At 60.9% G+C, this 17,723-nt stretch carries 16 protein-coding genes; 6 read left to right on the top strand and 10 right to left on the bottom strand.

Features of this window, described 5'->3' with window-relative positions; all coding sequences use genetic code 11:
- Positions 1 to 15: 15 nt before the first annotated feature.
- From CFII68_RS0125880 to CFII68_RS19205, 6 genes are read right to left on the bottom strand one after another with little or no spacing between them, the layout of a single operon-like run.
- On the bottom strand, positions 16 to 939 hold the full coding sequence (locus CFII68_RS0125880) for a hypothetical protein (protein ID WP_033062520.1): 924 nt from the start codon (positions 937 to 939) through the stop codon (positions 16 to 18).
- Between the two features lie 23 nt (positions 940 to 962).
- A complete protein-coding gene (locus tag CFII68_RS19185) occupies positions 963 to 2,150 on the bottom strand; it encodes a PAAR-like domain-containing protein (RefSeq protein ID WP_018604004.1) in 1,188 nt (395 codons plus the stop codon).
- Complete coding sequence (locus CFII68_RS19190; protein ID WP_018604003.1) at positions 2,150 to 3,187, bottom strand: 3-oxoacyl-ACP synthase; 1,038 nt, start codon at positions 3,185 to 3,187, stop codon at positions 2,150 to 2,152. Before CFII68_RS19190 ends, CFII68_RS19185 begins: the two co-directional genes overlap by 1 nt.
- The gene (locus tag CFII68_RS19195; RefSeq protein WP_018604002.1) at positions 3,187 to 4,299 is read right to left on the bottom strand and encodes a DUF2169 domain-containing protein; all 1,113 of its coding nucleotides are present in this window, start codon (positions 4,297 to 4,299) and stop codon (positions 3,187 to 3,189) included. The genes CFII68_RS19190 and CFII68_RS19195 overlap by 1 nt, the downstream gene beginning before the upstream one ends.
- 15 nt (positions 4,300 to 4,314) lie before the next feature.
- Positions 4,315 to 4,773: a DUF6484 domain-containing protein gene (locus CFII68_RS19200; RefSeq protein ID WP_018604001.1), complete on the bottom strand. Its 459-nt coding sequence runs from the start codon at positions 4,771 to 4,773 to the stop codon at positions 4,315 to 4,317.
- Positions 4,774 to 4,789: 16 nt separating this feature from the next.
- Positions 4,790 to 7,015 (bottom strand): type VI secretion system Vgr family protein, encoded by a 2,226-nt coding sequence (locus tag CFII68_RS19205; RefSeq protein ID WP_018604000.1) that lies wholly within the window; start codon positions 7,013 to 7,015, stop codon positions 4,790 to 4,792.
- Between the two features lie 547 nt (positions 7,016 to 7,562).
- Here CFII68_RS19205 and CFII68_RS19210 point away from each other — a divergent pair.
- The 6 genes from CFII68_RS19210 (at position 7,563) to CFII68_RS19235 (ending at position 13,092) form a co-directional block, all read left to right on the top strand.
- On the top strand, positions 7,563 to 8,267 hold the full coding sequence (locus tag CFII68_RS19210; RefSeq protein WP_018603997.1) for a heavy metal response regulator transcription factor: 705 nt from the start codon (positions 7,563 to 7,565) through the stop codon (positions 8,265 to 8,267).
- Entirely contained in the window at positions 8,267 to 9,640 is a 1,374-nt protein-coding gene (locus tag CFII68_RS19215; protein WP_018603996.1) for a heavy metal sensor histidine kinase, read from the top strand. The genes CFII68_RS19210 and CFII68_RS19215 overlap by 1 nt, the downstream gene beginning before the upstream one ends.
- A 128-nt stretch (positions 9,641 to 9,768) precedes the next feature.
- A complete protein-coding gene (locus tag CFII68_RS19220) occupies positions 9,769 to 10,029 on the top strand; it encodes a DUF2790 domain-containing protein (RefSeq protein WP_018603995.1) in 261 nt (86 codons plus the stop codon).
- A 105-nt stretch (positions 10,030 to 10,134) separates the two neighbouring features.
- Positions 10,135 to 11,127, top strand: a complete 993-nt coding sequence (locus CFII68_RS19225; protein ID WP_018603994.1) for an oxidoreductase — start codon at positions 10,135 to 10,137, stop codon at positions 11,125 to 11,127.
- A gap of 70 nt (positions 11,128 to 11,197) precedes the next feature.
- Positions 11,198 to 12,520 carry an NTP/NDP exchange transporter gene (locus CFII68_RS19230; RefSeq protein ID WP_018603993.1) on the top strand — a complete coding sequence of 441 codons (1,323 nt, stop codon included), beginning with the start codon at positions 11,198 to 11,200 and terminating at the stop codon, positions 12,518 to 12,520.
- Between the two features lie 71 nt (positions 12,521 to 12,591).
- Positions 12,592 to 13,092 (top strand): lipocalin-like domain-containing protein, encoded by a 501-nt coding sequence (locus CFII68_RS19235; RefSeq protein WP_018603992.1) that lies wholly within the window; start codon positions 12,592 to 12,594, stop codon positions 13,090 to 13,092.
- 98 nt (positions 13,093 to 13,190) lie between these two features.
- Here the strand turns inward: CFII68_RS19235 and CFII68_RS19240 are convergent, their stop codons facing one another.
- The 4 genes from CFII68_RS19240 to CFII68_RS19255 all read right to left on the bottom strand — a co-directional run bounded on the left by CFII68_RS19240 (position 13,191) and on the right by CFII68_RS19255 (position 17,514).
- Entirely contained in the window at positions 13,191 to 14,303 is a 1,113-nt protein-coding gene (locus tag CFII68_RS19240; protein ID WP_018603991.1) for a class II histone deacetylase, read from the bottom strand.
- A 34-nt stretch (positions 14,304 to 14,337) separates the two neighbouring features.
- Positions 14,338 to 15,501, bottom strand: a complete 1,164-nt coding sequence (locus CFII68_RS19245; protein ID WP_018603990.1) for an MFS transporter — start codon at positions 15,499 to 15,501, stop codon at positions 14,338 to 14,340.
- 22 nt (positions 15,502 to 15,523) lie between these two features.
- Complete coding sequence (locus tag CFII68_RS19250) at positions 15,524 to 16,405, bottom strand: transporter (RefSeq protein ID WP_018603989.1); 882 nt, start codon at positions 16,403 to 16,405, stop codon at positions 15,524 to 15,526.
- Between the two features lie 131 nt (positions 16,406 to 16,536).
- On the bottom strand, positions 16,537 to 17,514 hold the full coding sequence (locus CFII68_RS19255) for a helix-turn-helix transcriptional regulator (RefSeq protein WP_018603988.1): 978 nt from the start codon (positions 17,512 to 17,514) through the stop codon (positions 16,537 to 16,539).
- Positions 17,515 to 17,723: the final 209 nt, after the last annotated feature.

Below are 17,723 nucleotides of genomic sequence, written 5' to 3'. Positions count from 1 at the left end.
CATGGGCTGGCCGGCTCAGTCAATTTGCAGGCACCGTTTCCAGTTCGAACCATCGAACTCCATGACGTCCTTGGGGCTGATGGACCACATGATCCCATCTGCCGCACTCAGGTGATAACACGCGCGCGGCGCATCATCGCCAAAATCGACGGGCTTGAGTGTGTCGCCTTCCAGTCGATAGACGAAATGGGTGGAAGACACATACAACTGGCCGTCGAAATATTCCATGCCCCAGAGGTCTTCCCGGGTGCTTTCATGGTCGATCACTTCCCATTGATCATTGCGCCCGCGCAGTAAGGTCCCGAGCTGGCCGCAGGCATAGGCAAAACCGTCCGGCGCGCAACGAACCTTGTAGAGCGCCAGGTTGGTCGGGCTGTTCTGCTGGGTGAAGACGGAGCCGTCGTATTTCCAGATTTCGCCTTCCCAGCCGACCGTATAGATTTCCTGTTCGCTGAACCCATCGATGGATTCGAAGCTTGTGTCGGTAATCGGGGTGTCACCGACCTGGGCGCTCTGGTCGATGCAGCGCCATTGGTCTTCGCCATCGCGGACGTAGGCCTGGCGGCAGGTGCCTACAGCGTAGGCGCGGCCTTTGGCGATGCCGCGGATTTCCCGCAGAGGGCCGCGCTTTCGCGGATCCACTCCGCAACTAGCAATGGCTTCCTCCGTTTTGGTGCCGCCACCACTGGCTTCGACCGATCCATCGGTGCCCAGCATCAGGTAGCGTTCGACTGGCCTATGGCAGACCGTTCCTGAACAGGCAAGCCACGGCACCGTGCCGGCATACCAGGTACCACGATCGAGCGTGTAAAGTATCGAATCTATATAACCTTCACTGATGGCGGCATCATGCGTGATTATCAAATAGCTCAGGTCTGAATAGCGAACGACTCCGGTACTGATGCTGAGTCCGCTGAATCTTGGGTCTTTCGGGTCCATGCTTTTCTCCTGATATGAGCAAATTAGCGGTGAGGACTGACGGGGCTCATCTCGGCCGCAGCCTGAGCTCGCTGAGCTGGATCACTCGTCATGGAAGCTCGGGCATTGATCGGTTTTTCATCGCCAGGGTCCTTTGCTTCGTCGTGGTACTTGTTCAACTGGGCTTCCAAGCACTTCTGGGAACAATCGGAATCCGGAAAGGTTTTCTTGGCCGCTTTGGCCCCTGTCTCCGTGGCCTTGGACCTTGGCCACTCACCTTTTGCATCGGCCTCTTTCAGGGCCACCACGCCACGCCGGGTATGCATCTGGCCATGGGTGGCGGTGGTCTGGTTGGGGCCCTCCACGCACATGACCGGCGCCTTGTCGGTCTGGTATTTGCTCCAGCCGGCTTTCGTCGGGTGCTGGTTCCTGGGCTGACCCGGGAAGGCCGGCCCATCGGTAAAGGATGCCGAATCGATCAGGTGGTCTCCGGTTTGTCCCGGGCAACATCTGTTGGGCTTGTACGGAGCGAGAAAACAGCGCAGGGCCTTTTGGCAAGGGTCAGCGTTGATGGTCTTGGCCAACGACGAATATTCGCTTTTGACTCCGGTGTGGGCCGCTAGATAAGCCGGATCAGTCTCAAACCCGTCGCCTGCCGTTTTTTTTGCGGAGTTGCGGTCTTTGAGGGCGTTTTTTAGCTTGTCGATATCTGGGCAGACCACTTTCTGACTGGTGTCACACGCTTTTTTCACGCGTTCTTTTTCTTCCTTGCATTGGCCCGGGTCCTCGGCGAGCGCCATTCGATCGGAATAAGGCCAAGGTACGGTATTGCCAGGTTGAGAAGCGTGGTTATGGGTGGTCAGGTCCATGTGCCGGACCACGTTCTTGCCTTCGTACTTCACATCCATCGACCAGGAAGTGAAGTACACCTTGCCCTTGTTCCTGGTCGTGACGATTCCTTTTTTTGGCGCATTGCCAGCCTCGTCCCCATAGCTGGTCTTGAAGTGGCTCTTGTCCTTGAGCATCACTTCCTTACCACTGATCTTCACCGTGCGGCTGCCCTTGGTGGTGTCCTTGGCCATGCCGGTGTTGGGGTAGGGGATGGGTACACCGAGCGGGGTGGGCGGGGCCTGGGGTGGGGTGAAACAGACATCCGGGAAGCAGGCGATCGACTTGCCGTCAGCCGCCTTGCAGGACACTTCCATATTGTTGGCGAAGACTTCGTTGGCCATCAGGCGGCCCTCACGATCTGGTAGCTGAGCAGCGCGGCGGCGCGTTGGCCGGCGTCGTTGCCCAGGTGGCAGAAGATGTTCGGTCCTTCGCCGTAGCCCTTGCGACTGGCAGCCAGGGCCACGGCGAGCATCACCGGGCCGATGGCGGCGCCGACTTCACCGATACAGTCGGCCGGGTGCCAGAGATGGAAAAACTCCTTGCGCACTCGCAGGGTGCGGCTCAAGGCCAGGGAGGCTTCCTTGAAGTAGTACTGCTCGCCAGAGATGTCGGTGAGCCGATAATCCATCTGCTCCAACCCACAGCCGGCCTCGCTGAGTGCCGCGCGTACGGCCTGGGTCAAGCCTTCGGCGCGTAGCGGGAGATCCTCGGATTCCACCGTGGCCTGTTCCACGCCGAAACCCAGGCCGATGCAGGTCAGTTGCGGTGTTTCGCTGGCAACCGGGGCGGCCAGTACCACGGTGGCAGCACCTTCGCCGGGAATGAACCCATTGGAGTTCTGGCTGGTGAGCAGGCGTTCACGCTCTTCGAAGGCGACCAGCGTCGGTCCGCACAGAAAGGAGTCGACGCCAGCGACCAGCACGTGACGATGGCCGCCCTGGTAGATCAGAGTGCGTGCATTGAGCAGGGCCACCGCAGCGCTGACCCGGCCGCGGGCGATGATGTTGGAATCCGGATGAAAGCGCAGGCCCAGTTCAGCTTCGATGTCCTGCAACAGGCTTTTATCGAGGCCATCCAGGCGGCCGGGACGCTCGGCTTCGGCCACACCGAGCAGCAGCGGGGTCTTTTCCGGATCGACCTCGGGGGTGCTCTGTAACGCGTCGGCGATGGCGCGGGCGGCCATCTTGATCAGCTTGGTGCGGCCGCGCCAGGGTTGCTCCAAGGGCACGCTGGCGCCAATGACCCATTCGCCGCCGCGGTCGATAAAACGGGTTTCCTTGAAATTGTCGATGGCACAGCGGATCGCCGCGCAGCTGGCTGGTGCGCTGAGGCCGACAGCGCTGACCATTCCCGAGCCGATGATGCACAGAGTGGTCATCAGTCCGTTTCCTCAGGTGCCCGTCTGGCCTTGACCAGGGCGCCCAGCGACGGGTAGTAATCCTTGCCCAATTCACGAGCACGCCACCACGCTGCGGGCAGGGTGCCGACCAGCACTTGGGCAATCTCGAAAATGTTGCGCCGTAGCGGACGGGAGATCCGCCAGGTCAACTGCACCTGCCGTGCCTCCGTGTCGATCAGCAAGGTGTCGATCACCGCCGATACCGTTTCATGGCCGCCTTTTTTCAGGAAAAAGGTCACCGGTACATTCATTTCCGGAATGCGAAAACCTGTGCGCTCCTGGGGCGTGAGGTTGAGCAACAGCACCTCCTCGCCGCCGCGCAGGTAATCGGTTTGCTGGTCGTCAGGGGCGGCCTGGAAGTAGCGGTTATCGAAATCTCCTGGCAAAAAAGGAAAGCAGTCAGCCAGCCAGGCATCGTCGTAGCTACCGGCGAAGCGGGCGCGTTGCGGCCAGCTGCGGCCGATGGGGCCGAGAGCCATGGGGCGGAAGTCGCCGGAGGGGCTGTCGATCGGCTTGCCCAGTTCCTCGGTATTGGGCATTGGCTTGTAAGCGACTTCAGCACTGTCGATGCTGCCTGGGAACCAACCGCAACCGCTTGGGTTGTCCAGGTAGCAATGCCGCATATCCGGATTCTTGGCCATGGGATGGGAGCCTCCATAGGCCTGGGCATAGGAGATGTCCTGCTCGGTAAAGGGTTGCGGTAAACCGGGAGAAACCCCCAATAGCCCCGGTTGCCATTGTCGGGGGCCGAGGACGGAAAAGGCTTTGCTCATCTGACCGACACGAATGCCTGCGGTCAACTGCGTCACGGGCCGGCCACCTGGCGCATAGGCCTTGCCGCGGACCAGCACATCGCAGAATGGCTTGACCGGGGCGAAGTCCATTTCCTGCAGCGGGGCGCTGAGGCCCGGTTCGCCGAGGAAAGTATCGGCCATCAGCAGCGGCTGCTGGACATCGGCAAGGGTCGCGACGCGACCGTCCAGCGGCAGATCGAAAGAGCCCTTGGCAACTATCACCAAAGATTCGCGACCGTCGCTCGCCATCCCCATGGTATAGGCAGCCTGTAGTTTGCTGGCGTTGAGCAGCTCCATCGTGCGACTACCTGTCTAGTTGATCTGCACCGAACCGCCCTTGATGCGGTTCACGCCGGATGATCGGCTCGAAAGATAGGTCCCTCGAATCAGCACCTTGCCCTCGCGGGTGAGGGTGATGCTCGCCTTGCCGCAGCGCAGGACGATTTCCCGCTCCGCCGTGAACTCCAGGCGTTCGCCGTCCAGGTGGGCGACGGCTGGCGTGGTGGTTTGTGGCAGGCGCTGGATGCGACCGATCACCAGCGGCCGGCTCAGGTCGCCGGCCTCGAACATCAGCGCGACCTGGGCGCCGATGTCTTCACGGGCGAGCGGGGTGGTGGTGCGTGCGGCGAGGCCGGTTTCGCCGGGGCAGCCAGGGAAGGCCACCACAGGAGCATCCGCGCTGGGCACATCCAGCAGCACCCCAATCACGACGCCATCCACGCGCGCGGGCGTGGCAGTGGAGGAAACGGGTAAATGATATTCAACGGTCATGGCGCCCACTCCGTGGCTAGTTCTGCAGGATTTTCTGGCCTTTGACGACCACGTTCTTGTTCGCCTTGATGTTGATGGCACCGGAGCCGTCGATGGTAATGTTCTTGCCGCTGATCACGATGGTGCCGTCCTTCTTCATGGTGATGCTGGCCGCGCCCGTGGTCAGGCTGATGGAGTCGCCGGCGTTGAGGGAGAAGTGCTTGCCCACGTCCAGGCTGTCGTTCTGCTTGATGTTGGTGCTGCGGTTCTGGGCCACGTCGCGGGACTCGTTCTGGCCGATCTGGGTACTCTGGTTGCCGCTGATCTCGATGCCTTCGTTGCCCTGGACCGTTTCGTTACGGTTGCCGCTGATGCCGATGGTCTCGTTGCCGCCCACGTCTTCGGTGCGGTTGCTGGCGATGCTGATTTTCTCGTTCGCACCGACCTTTTCCGTGCGGTCGGCACCGATGGTGATGGTCTCGTTACTGCCCACGTTCTCGGTGCGATTGGCACCAATGGTGATTTTCTCGTTGCTGCCGACATCCTCGGTGCGGTTCACACCGATGGAGATGGTTTCGTTATTGCCGACCTTTTCCTTGCGATCCACACCGATGGTGATGGTTTCGTTGTTGTCGACGGTTTCAGTGCGGTCGTGTTTGACGTGCACGGTCTCGTCGTTGTCGATGGTCTTGCTGCGGTCGTGGCCCACCCAGTGGGTCTCGTCGTTCTCGACCTCGATGTCCTGGTTTTTTTCGGCGTGGATAAACAGCTGCTCGGCGCCTTTCTTGTCCTCCATGCGGATTTCATTGAAGTTGGCCGGTGAACCGCCCTTGCTTGAACGGCTTTTCGTCCCGCTCTGAGTGGCATTGGCGGGCAGCGCGTAGGGCACAGTCTGTTCGGCGTTGTAGACGCGGCCGGTGATGATAGGCCGATCCGGATCGCCCTCGAGGAAACTGACGATCACTTCCTGGCCGATCCGTGGGAGCTGCACGGAGCCCCAGTTCTTGCCGGCCCAGGCCTGGGAAACGCGAATCCAGCAGGAGCTGTTTTCGTTGGACTGGTCATGGCGATCCCAATGGAAATGCACTTTGACCCGGCCATACTGGTCGGTCCAGATCTCCTCGCCATTGGGACCGACCACCACGGCGGTCTGCGGTCCACGGACGATGGGCATCGGCGTGAGGGGCAGAGGGCGGAAGGCCTGGTTGGCATCCATGCAGTCCAGCTCGCTGACGAACTGTTCGTCGACGTCAGACTGCCCGCTTTCATAGGCATCCTGACGAATCTGATAACGGGCGGCCACCACGAGATACTCGCGGTTCTGGTCCGCACGGTCGTACCCCGTCAGCGTGAACACATGACCGCAACCGATGCCGCGGGCGCGGCCGCGTAATTGCACACGCTCGAACTGGCTGTGAATGGCTTCGATGCGGGTACGGGCGTAGTGATCGCCGTCGTTGCTCTGGACGTATTCACCCGGGTAGTCGTAGAGCGGGTAGTCGGCGTTGGTGTGGTTGCGCGGCACGCTGGAGCGCACCTCAAGACTGGCGCGCGGGCGCAGGAAGTCATAGTCGTTCAGCGCCAGCGAGCCAGGTTGGACTTCTCGCGCCAGTTGCCAGTCGTAGAAATGATCGCGCTCGCGCATTTGTCGATCGGGCGGGTAGAAGGGCACCGAGGCATAGTCCGGCGCCGTGGAGTGGGCGCCATAGGCGTCGGCGAGCACCAGCACATGCCGGGATTGTTCATGGCGAAAGTAGTAATAGATGCCTTCCTGCTCCATCAGCCGACTGACAAAGTCGAAGCTGGTTTCGCGGTACTGCACGCAATATTCCCACTCGCGATAGCTGCCGCTCAGGCTGTCTTCGAAATCGGAAAACCCGAGGTCGCGGAACACCTGCTTGATGATGTCCGGCACCGTCTTGTTCTGGAAAATCCGGCAGTCGGAGGTGCGCGTGAGCAGCCAGAACCAGGGCCGTAGACTGACGCGATAACCGGCGAACTGGCCGTGCCCGGTCAATTGCCGGCAACTGCAGACAATGCCGTGGAAGTAGCGTTTGCCACCGTCGTACAGCTCCAGGGTCAGGCCCATCGGCTTGCCCAGCAACTGGTCGAACGTGATCGCCCGGTCTTCGGAGGTCAGGTCCAATTCGTAGTGGAACAATCGCCCCAGCTCTTCGCTGCCTTCCATGCTTTGCAACAACAGGACATCGCCGCCGAGAGGACTGTCGACCTGTACCAAACGGTTGTTTTGCGTGATTGTCATGAGCGGCTTCCTTGGCTCGGGTTCGGGCGTCAGTTGGCCATTGCAAGGAAGGTGGCGCCGTACGCAGGGTCGTCGCCATAGGGGATGCCAGGGGGAATCGAGTCCAACAATTGCTGCACATCCACCACAGGGGGATCTCCTTATCGGTCTTGCGGTCTTCAAGCAAACTGAACGTACGAGCAGATCCTTATCCTGCCGATTAACGTGTGTCTGGAGCCCGTTAGATAACGTTCCAGCATCGCCCCAGTTGGGACGGATACCTGACGTCAAGATAGGTGACGAAAGGTCGTCTACATAGTTTCGTTAGCTATAACGGTAATTCCAAATTCGAATAACTCAGTAAGAGTGACGGACTCGGCCCTTGCAGCCTTTCTGACAAGAATGTCAGGAAGCGGTCAGCCTGGGGACACCTTCGCCGCCTAGACTGGGGAAAATGTACATCCAGGCGATCGTGCAGGGGGCTTGAAGCATCAGCAGCAAGCCAAACATCGGGATCGACTATTGGGTCTCCTAATTTGTGGCACCGTTTTAAGAGAGGCGTTACCCGATGCGTTTGCTCATTGTCGAGGACGAAGAAAAAACCTCCTCCTACGTCCATCGTGGCTTGACCGAGCTCGGCTACATTGTCGACGTTGCCACGAATGGTATCGATGGCCTGCACTACGCGTTGGAATGGGATTACGACGTGGTGATCCTGGATGTGATGCTGCCGGGCAAGGACGGCTACGACGTGCTGCAAGGCCTGCGCCTGCACAAGAAAACCCCGGTCATCATGCTGTCGGCCAGGGGGACGGTGGATGACCGCATTCGAGGGCTGCGCGAGGGCGCCGATGATTACCTGGGCAAGCCTTTTTCGTTTGCCGAACTTGTCGCACGTGTCCAGGCCTTGATCCGTCGTCGCGCCGGTGACACGGTTGACCTGACGCATTTGCGCATCGACGACCTGGAAGTCGATCTACAAGCGCGCAAGGTGACCCGGGGAGGGCTGCGGCTGGACCTGACGGCCAAGGAGTTCTCCCTGTTAAGCCTGTTGGCGCGGCATCAGGGCGAGATCCTTTCCAAGTTGATGATTGCCGAGCAGGTCTGGGACATGAATTTCGACAGTGATGCCAACGTCGTCGAGGTTGCGATCAAGCGCGTCCGCGCCAAGGTGGATACCCCGTATCCGCGCAAGCTGCTACATACCGTCCGCGGCATGGGGTATGTACTGGAAAGCCGAGAGGCAGATGGCAGGCAAACGGGTACGCCTTGATGAAAAGATCGATCGCCAAGCGGCTTGCCCTGATGTTCGCCCTCGCTGTCCTGCTGATCATGTCGATCAGCGCGACGCTGTTGCGCTGTTCCTTGAAGCAATCGCTCGATGACCAGATGCAGAATGAGCTGATCCTGCGCCATTCCGTGCTCGACCCGGTGCTCGCCAAATACGATTCGCCGACGTTCTGGGTCGGTTTGCGCCAGAAGCTCGACGGCCTGACGCCTGCGGATGAACGAGTCCGCTATTGGATCCTGGTGGACAACCCAGCCTTCAGTTACGGCGGGGTGATGCCGGACGGCCAGGATTGGTCGAAGCGCTCCGATGGGCTATTTACCGTCGACTTGCCTGAGAAAGAGCGGCCCATGATGGTGTTGCTCAAGACCATTCCCCCCATGGGCAACCGTCCGGAACTGCGTTTTATCGTGGGGCTGGATTCAACGCCGTTCAGGAAGACCCTGGACCACTTCACCAAGATTCTGATCCTGACCTCGGCGTTGGGCATCGGGCTGGTTGCGCTGCTCGGTTACTGGATCGCGCGTTTTGGCCTGGGGCCGGTGAGGCGTTTGAGCCGTCAAGCCAACAGCCTGCCGCCGGGGGATTCGAAGCAGCGACTGGACACCGAGGCGTTGCCAGGCGAATTGCAGGAACTGGCGGTGTCGTTCAACGGCGCCCTGGCTCGCCAGGAAGCAGCCTGGTGCCAGCTCGAAGGGTTCAATGCCAATGTGGCCCATGAGCTGCGAACGCCCCTGACCAACCTGATCGGACAGACCCAGGTGGCATTGGCCCACGGGCGTGAGGTGAGCGAGCTTCAAGACTTGCTGCAGTCGAACCTCGAAGAGCTGGAACGGATGGGCACCATCGTCAATGACATGCTGTTCCTGGCCGGAGCCGAGAGCGGGCAACGGGCTACCGAGCTCAGTGATGTCTCGCTTTATGAAGAGGCGTCGAAGACGGTGGAGTATCTGGAGCCGGTCCTGCACGACAAACAGCTGAGCGTGGTGATCCAAGGTGACATGCGTGTGTGCATCGACCGACGCCTCTTTCACCGCTCCCTGGCCAATTTGATACAGAACGCGGCGCGATACGCGGTGCCGACAAGCACCATCACGGTAACGCTGGCCAGCCACGGCATGCAGGTCGAGGTGAGCGTTTCCAATGCCGGGGAGCCCATCGACAACGTGCACCTGGAGCGTTTGTTCGAGCGTTTCTATCGCGCCGACACCGCCAGGACGCGAAGCGATGCCCACCATGGCCTGGGCCTTTCCATCGTGCGTGCGGTGGCATCCATGCACGGTGGGCGGGTGTTCGCCCACAGCAAGGATGGGCTCAATACCTTTGGATTTTCCCTGATGAGCCAGGCGGCGCGCTAGTCGCCGCCTGCGAGTAACGTCCGCCCGCGTTTGACATCTTCCCGTCAGCCAGCAGTCACCTTGACGTCAGTCGCCCCCGCCTAGAGTGCCACGACCATCCCAACGAGGACAGTGTCGTGGAGCCCACTATGAACATTCGAAACCTGTCGATTGCCGGCCTGCTGGCAGTCATCTCCTTGAGCGGCTCGCCGCTGCTCGCCAAAGAGCAAACGCAGTTCCCGGCCTACGAATATGGCATGCCGCTGGACATCGCCAGGGTCATCCATATCGAGGAGGCGACATCACCGGTATGCGAGGTCGTGCAAGCCAATATGACCTATTTGAATACCCAAGGAATAAAGAAGCACGTCAGCTTTCTGCAGTTGGCGCAGGCGTGCTCGAACCAGTGACCGTCCGGCGATGCCGGTTCATTTCTTCAGACAGGGACCATCACCATGTGGAATAGAACAACACCCGCCATTGGCCGCACGAGCACCATGAATCGGCTTGCGAGAATGGCGAGAACCCTCGCCGCGGGCGTCGCGCTGCTCAGTACGGTGAGTATCGAAGCTTCCGATCGCATTACACCGAAACCAGACTGGTCGACCAGCGACATACCGTCCCAGAAAGGCCGGATTGTCCTGATCACCGGTGGCACCAGCGGCATGGGCTACGAGGATGCGCTGGCCTTGGCGCGTGCCGGCGCCGAGGTCATCATCGCCGCGCGCAACCCAGAGCGCGGCGCACAGGCCATTGCGCGTATCCGCGAGTCCGTGCCCGACGCCAAGGTGCAGTTCGAGAACGTGGACCTGGCTGATCTTTCATCGGTGCGCGACCTGGCCCAGCGTCTCAATCAACGGCTGCCGCGCCTCGACGTGTTGATCAACAATGCCGCCGTCATGGCACCGCCCGAGCGGGGTACATCCGCCGATGGCTTTGAACTTCAGTTGGCCACCAACTATCTGGGACACTTCGCGCTGACCGGCCTGTTGGTGCCGCTCTTGCGTCAAAGCCAGGATGCCCGCGTGGTGAGCCTGTCCAGCATTGCCGCGGCGCGCGGCGCGATGAACCTTGATGACCTTCAGAGCGAGCAGAAGTACGACCCGTACGCGGCCTACGCGCAATCGAAACTGGCCGTCCTGCACTGGGCATTTGCCTTGCAGCGGCGCAGTGATGCTGAAAACTGGGGGATTCGCAGCATGGCGGCGCATCCCGGCGTTGCGGTCACCGAGTTGGTCGCACGGGGGCCAGGCCTGGACAGCGAGTTCGGTCGGCGTTGGGCAAAGGACCGTGACGCGTACCACTCAGCGGCACAAGGGGCGTTGCCCACCTTGTATGCCGCCACTGCTGCGCAAGCGGTGGGCGGAGCTTATTACGGCCCGACCGCTGACGATGAAAGACGCGGTCCGTTGGGATTCGCCAAGACGCCGCCCGCTGCGAGCACGCAGGCCGATGCCGAACGGCTCTGGGCCGTCTCCGAGCGACTGACCGGCGTGACCTATCGCTGATGCAACCCTGGGCGCGGGCGTCCGTCCCGCGCTTGACCTTTGTCTTGTTGCCGTCTCCCCGGAGTTCCTTATGAGTGCGCCTTCCTATTTGCACCGGCTGAGTCTCGCCCTGAACGCCCGCGACGGTGAGTTGCGTCCGGCGCTGTGCGGGTTCCTGCTGTTCCTTTGTCTCTTCACCGGTTACTTCACGCTGCGCCCAATCCGTGAATCGATGGGCATCGCGGCGGGGGTGGAGAATCTGCAATGGCTGTTTACCGCGACCTTCCTGGTCATGCTGGCAGCCGTGCCGTTGTTCGCCTGGCTCAGTTCGCGGGTGCCGCGCCTGCGCCTGATCGACTGGGTGTACGGCTTCTTCGGTTTCAACCTGCTGATGTTCGTCGAGTTGTTCCAGTTCCAGCCGGACAGTGTCTGGCTGGCCCGGGGCTTTTACGTCTGGATCTCGGTTTATAACTTGTTCGTCGTGTCAGTGGCCTGGAGCCTGATGGCAGATGTATTCGACAGCGAGCAGGCCAAGCGTCTGTTCGCCTTCATCGCCGCGGGCGCCAGCGTCGGCGGTCTGTTGGGTCCGGCCCTGAGCGCGCTGCTCATCGGTCCCCTCGGCGCCTCGGGGTTGATGTTTCTGGCGGCCGTGTTGCTCGGCGCCTCGCTGGTGTTGAAACGGGCGTTGATGGGGTGGCGCGAAACGGGCGGGGCCGGCCGCCCCGGCGCCGCACCGACGCAAAGCCCCCAACAGCCATTGCACGGTAATCCGTTCAGCGGGTTGACGGCGGTGCTCAGGTCACCTTACTTGCTGGGGATCGCCGGCTTCGTGGTGCTGTTGGCGACGGTCAGCACCTTTCTCTATTTCGAGCAGGCGCGCCTGGTGGCCGAGCACTATCCGGATCGCCAGGCGCAAGTACGCATCTTCGGCACCATCGACATCATCGTGCAGGCCGGTGCGTTGCTGTCCCAGCTGTTCATCACCGGCCGCATCGCGCCGAAGTTGGGGGTGCGTGCTTTGTTGGCCGTCGTGCCGCTGCTCATGTGCATCGGCTTCCTCGGCCTGGCGTTGGCGCCGGGGTTCGCTCTGCTGGCGGCGGTGATGATCGTGCGACGAATCGGTGAGTACGCGTTCGTCCGACCGGGCAGGGAAATGTTGTTCGCGCCGTTGGATGCCGAGAGTAAATACAAGGCCAAGAACTTCATCGACACCGTGGTTTATCGCGCAGGTGACGCCATGAGCGGCTGGGCCAAGAGCCTGCTCGACCTGCTAGGGCAGGGGGCCGGTCTGGCCGCGATAATCGGCGCCTGTTGCGCACTGCTGTGGGGTTACTTGGGCTGGCAACTGGGGCGGAAGGCGGATAATGCCACGTTGCGGGAGTTACGTTTGGCGACCATCTCGGCCAGGGCATGAGGACCGTGCCGGCCAGAATGAAACCCACTCTATTGTCTGCCGCGTCGTTGCGGCGAGGAAAGGTGAAGCGGATGAGTCTGAAAAATACGCTACTGGCGGTCGTAGCAGTCATTGCCTTCTCGGCGTTCTCCACAGCGTTTGCGGGCAAAGAAAATTCCGTGGTCGGGACATGGCGCATGGTCAGTGCAACCGTTGAGAGCCAGGGCAGTAGATCGGATGCTTATGGCCCCGATCCTCATGGTTGGCTCGTCTTCACGCCAGAGCTGACGTTTGTCGAAGTACTCACGGATCCACGCGTGCCGGCGTTTCGATCCAACGTTCGTGGCGAAGGCACCGATGAGGAAAACCGGGCAGCGATGGCGGGGAGCATCGGTTTTTTCGGGCGATATACCGTCGACCCGAACGGTGAGTTCACAGGCAACACTGTCGAAGGGGCTACGTTCCCGAACTGGGTGGGCGCTGTGCGCACCCGGGACGACCTGCAGTTGAAGGTCGATGGCAACCGGATGGTAGAAGATTTTCGCCGCCCGGATGGGGCGAAGGTTCACATCGTTTTTGAGCGTGTCAGGTAATTTCGAAGCGTCTTCCCGAAAAAAATCCGATGCCTGTCATGGCATCGGATTTTGCGTCACGCTCGGGCCGTGGAACTGACCCGCCACATTGTCGGCTGCTAGGCCTGGTGTGCTTCGGCCAACTCATCGATCAAGTGCCGCTGAAACGCCGCAAGCGCCTCCTTCGGTTGCTGTAGTTGTATAAATTCCAACATGGGATCGGTGACTGCTGTCCTGACGCCCGCCAGTTCTTCGATGGTCGCCAGCCCGCAAAACGGCACATACGCTTCGGAATACCCACCTTCGTGGACCAGAACGAGACGGCCCTGGCACAGGCGTTCGGCGGCTTTGCGCACCAGGCTGGTCATTTGCCGGAACGAGTCGCTGTGCAACAGCATGCGAGCCAGCGGATCGACGGCGTTGGCGTCGTAACCGCAGGCGACAATGATCAACTCGGGCTCGAAGCGCTCCAGCGCTGGGATCACGATGCGTTCCATCGTATGCAGATAAGCCTCATGACCGCAGCCGGGTGACAACGGAATATTGATGTTCGCGCCCAACCCCGCGCCGCGGCCACGCTCAGCTTCACCGCTGTAACCTGGCGGGAAACAGCCGTCCTGGTGCAGTGAGATGGTCAGCACATCAGCACGCTCTTCGAAGATGGATTGCGTGCCGTTGCCGTGGTGTACGTCCCAGTCGATCACCGCGATGTTGCCCAGGCCATGGCGGGCTTTTGCGGCTTCAATGGCGATGGCAATGTTGGCCAGGAAGCAAAAGCCCATGGCGCTGTCGGCGAGGCAGTGATGGCCCGGCGGGCGCGACAGTGCGTACGCGTTATCGACTTCCCCGACGAGCACGGCATCGACCGCGGCGATGGCCAACCCGGCAGAAAGCGTGGCTATTTCATAACTTCCAGGCCCGATGGGCGCGTGCGGCCCCAACTCACCGCCCCCGGCGTCGCTCATCGCCTTGAAGCGTTGCAGGTAACCGGGTGTATGAACCCGCAGCAGATCTTCATCGGTCGCCGCGTTGGCGCTGCGTACCTGCAAATGGCGGGTCAGGCCGGAAACGTCCAGCAGGCTCTTCAGACGGCGTTTGGTTTCCGGCGACTCAGCGTGGCCCGCAGCGGCAGGTGGTTGCACCCATCCTCCCACCGGCAAGGTCAAGGCATGCAACCCGGCGCTGTGCCAGAGGCTGAGTTCGTCGAAGAAAAATGCACTTTTTCGGCTCATCGTCTTTCCATTTTCTTTAGGGTAATAAGGCCATTCATGCGTTTGGGCGGCTGCCGAGCATCAACGCCAGGGACAGCAGGGTGATGCACGTCCCGCCGATCAGCAGCGAGTGGAAACCGCCGCTGGCTTCGATCAGCCGGCCCGCCACTGTCGGGCCGATAGCCAGGCCACCGCCGATCACCAGGTTGGAGGCGTTCATCAGTTTTCCGGAGCGGTCGAGGTCGGCCAGGCAGGCGAGGATCAACGGCAGAATGAAAGTCCAGGTGAACTTGAACAGCAGCGCTGCCACGGCAAAACGCATTATTTCGGGTTGCCCCCGCAGCAACAGCACTGAGCCGGCCATCAGTGCGTAGCCCAGCAGCAACAGCAGCAAGCGTGGCAGTCGGTCGCCGATCAGTGAGGCACAACCCGCTCCGACAATACCCATCACCGTGGCGAGCGCCAGAACCTTGCCACTGGACTCGGCGGAGATACCTGCCTGGGTGGCGATGGAGCCGATAAAGGTCCACACACCGCCCAGGCAAATGTAGAAGCTCAAGACCCCCAGAATGCCCAGTGCGGCTTTCCACAGCGAGGCGATGGCGACGTGCTCGGCGGTTGTTTCAGCCGATGGGCTGCCTTGCGGAAAATAGCGGGCCAGTGGCAAAAAGACCGTCATCAACCCGGCGAGGATCACGTAGCACGCCGATAGCCCGAAGTGTTCGAAGAGCCGAGGCAGGATGCTCAAACCGATCGCCCCGACGACCAGTTGCCCCAGCACCCATAACCCATAGACGCGGCCGGGATTGGCTGTTGACGCGGCGCTGGACAGGCAGATGATCATCAACGAACCGCCCGCCAGGGCACTGCAAAAGCGCAATGCCAGGAGTATCGAGTAGTCAGCCGCAAGCACTGATAAAAGGTTTGCTGCAATGAATACAACACCCGCCAGCAATGCGGCGCGGCGCCAGTCGCTACGTTTCAGCCACCACAGGGCGGGCAAGGTGGCCAGGCTCATGGCGCCAAGTTCGGTGGAGAACAGATCGCCGATCTGTGACGGGCTCAACTGCCATTGAGTCGCCAGTTGCGCGGCGATGGCCGGTGCGGTCATGAGAATGGTCGGGGTGATGGCGGCGAACAGCACGATGGCTGCCAGCAGCGCCCGTTGAGATGATGCGCGCACACGCTCATCCACCAGCGATTGGGTCTGGGTGTTCATGGGGAAGCTCCGGTGAATGAATTCAGAACACATGGACCAGACGCAGCAGTGCGTCAGTGCCGTGGTAGCCGTTATCGGTGGCAACGTTCTGCGAAAGGCCGAACATCACCTGGTTCTGTTTATCCAGCCAGTGGCCGACTTCGAAGCCCACTTGGGTGTAGCGCTTGTGGGTGTCATCGATGCGCTGGTCGTTGATCCGCAGTTCGCCGCCGTCGGCGTGGATCAGCCGCAAAGCACCGTAGGTGCTTTGCGTAAAGTCGTAGGAGGCGAAGGCTTGCAGGCGATACAACGGGTCCTGTTTCAGATCGCTGCCAAAGTAGTCGTCGTTCTTGCCGTAGAGCTGGGCTTCAAGGTTGGCTTCCAACACCCATTTTTCGCCGATGCCCTGGGTGTAGTTGTAAACGAAGGTGGCCCCCCAGCGATTGGCACCGGGCGATACATCTGGATTGTCGTTGTGGTACTCGCCAATCGGCAGCGTAATCAGCGTCAGCAATCCGCTGTAAGTGCGTGAAGCAGGGTCATTGATCAAGAACAGGGTGCCGCCGACCTGAGGGTCGCCAAAGCCGCTTTCCCCGGTGTGTTGGCTGGCACCCGGCAGGCGCGCGTTGATGTCGGCGAAGGGCACGATGAACTGTGGCGTACATAGCGTGCCGCAGATGTCGGTGAAAAATACCTGGCGGTAAGCCATGGCGTTGACCTTCAGGTCGGCCTTGCCGGTGCTGTCGGCCGGGCCGTGGAAGTCGTCAGCGCGGCTTGCCGGCAGATAGAGCAGGCCCAGGTTGGTGCCTGAAGGCGCGCCGATAAAATCCCGGGCGTTGAGGTCGGCGGCACTGGCGTGCAGGCTCGACAAACCGCCGATCAGGGCCAGCGCTGTATTGCGAGTGAACGTGTTGGTCATGGGCATTGCATCTCTTCTTTAAGTTGTTGTGCGGCGAATGGCTCGCCCGTAGGTGGCAGAGGGGCAAAAAAAGGGCAAAGGTGTCCCGTGGCCGTCAAAACGACAGCGAAAAAGTCAGCGCGAGTCAGCGGTGCGGATCAGTCAGGTGGGGCATGCAGCAGATGGGCGATACGGGCTTTGTCCTTGACCCCGAGCTTGCTGTAGATAGCGCGGATGTGGTGGCGCACAGTATTGGGGGACATGCCCAGGTCGCGGGCGACTTCCTTGTAGGTCTTGCCTTCGCCGAAGCCTTGGGCCACGGCGTTTTCCCGTGGGCTCAGTTGCATCAGCACCGTGCGGCTGCGGGCGGCCAGCAGGAACAGATCGCCGACCGTCGAGGCCTCGACCTGCAAGTGCTTGCCTTCATACCCGTCGGCGTCCATCGCCACCGGCAGGCAAGGACCGCTCCAGTCCGGCCATTCGCTCAACAGCAAGTCGACGAAGCCGCGCTCTGCACAGTGCAGGGTGCCGCGTCGGTCGCACACGGCTAGAGCGAGATTGCGTGGGTGAGTGAGGGCCTCGCGCATGGCCACCAGCGTGCGAATCTGATTGGCGGACACTGCCGCCACCAGGTGCAGCATGAGGTTGTTCAACAGCAGGCAGTCCTGCTCGGTAAAGCGTGCCGCGTCGGTCGCGCGATAGAGCGCGAGGTGATCGCTGAGATGGGTTTGCGGGTCGATGTACACCACGCACAGCAATTCGCCAATGGCGTAGGTCTCACCGAGCCAATTGAGCCCAGGGCCGCTGGCAGGGTTACGCATGTCGACAATGACGGCTTGCCCGGGAACATCGTGAGCCCTGGTGACGGTCACATCGATATGACGAATCGACTGCCAGTCCGACAGGTAACTACGGGGCAGTTTGTGGAGATAGGAGCTGTGTTCTTCGGGTAACCCGTCAATCAATGCTCCGCGGCCCCACCAGGCGCTGTCGAAGGGCAGCAGTTGGCTGATGCAGCTCAGTGCTGCTTCGTGGAAATGCTCGATGTCTTTGTCCTGCGCCAGGCGCTGAAGCTCCAGTGTCATTGCGCTGAAGGCCTCGAGGAGGCGGGCGTGACCATGATCATGACGGCTCATTCGTATGTACCTCTGTGCGACATTCTTATTGTTTTCGTCACGAAGTCATTGAGGGCCGGAACGTCGTTTTGACGTGGGGCAGGGCCTGGGGCGAGTATCGGCGGATTCAAGGAGGATCGCCATCCTACAGATGCATGATGATAGCGCCCGGAGGGAGCTCTTCCGCCTGTGGACGGCAGGTGTGAAAATCCGCAAGTCCAAACGGTGGC

The organism is Pseudomonas sp. CFII68 (assembly GCF_000416195.1).
In the GTDB taxonomy this organism is placed as follows: Bacteria; Pseudomonadota; Gammaproteobacteria; order Pseudomonadales; family Pseudomonadaceae; genus Aquipseudomonas; species Aquipseudomonas kilonensis.
The sequence above is the reverse complement of the archived record's forward strand: the minus strand, read 5'-3'. Positions and strand labels throughout refer to the sequence as shown.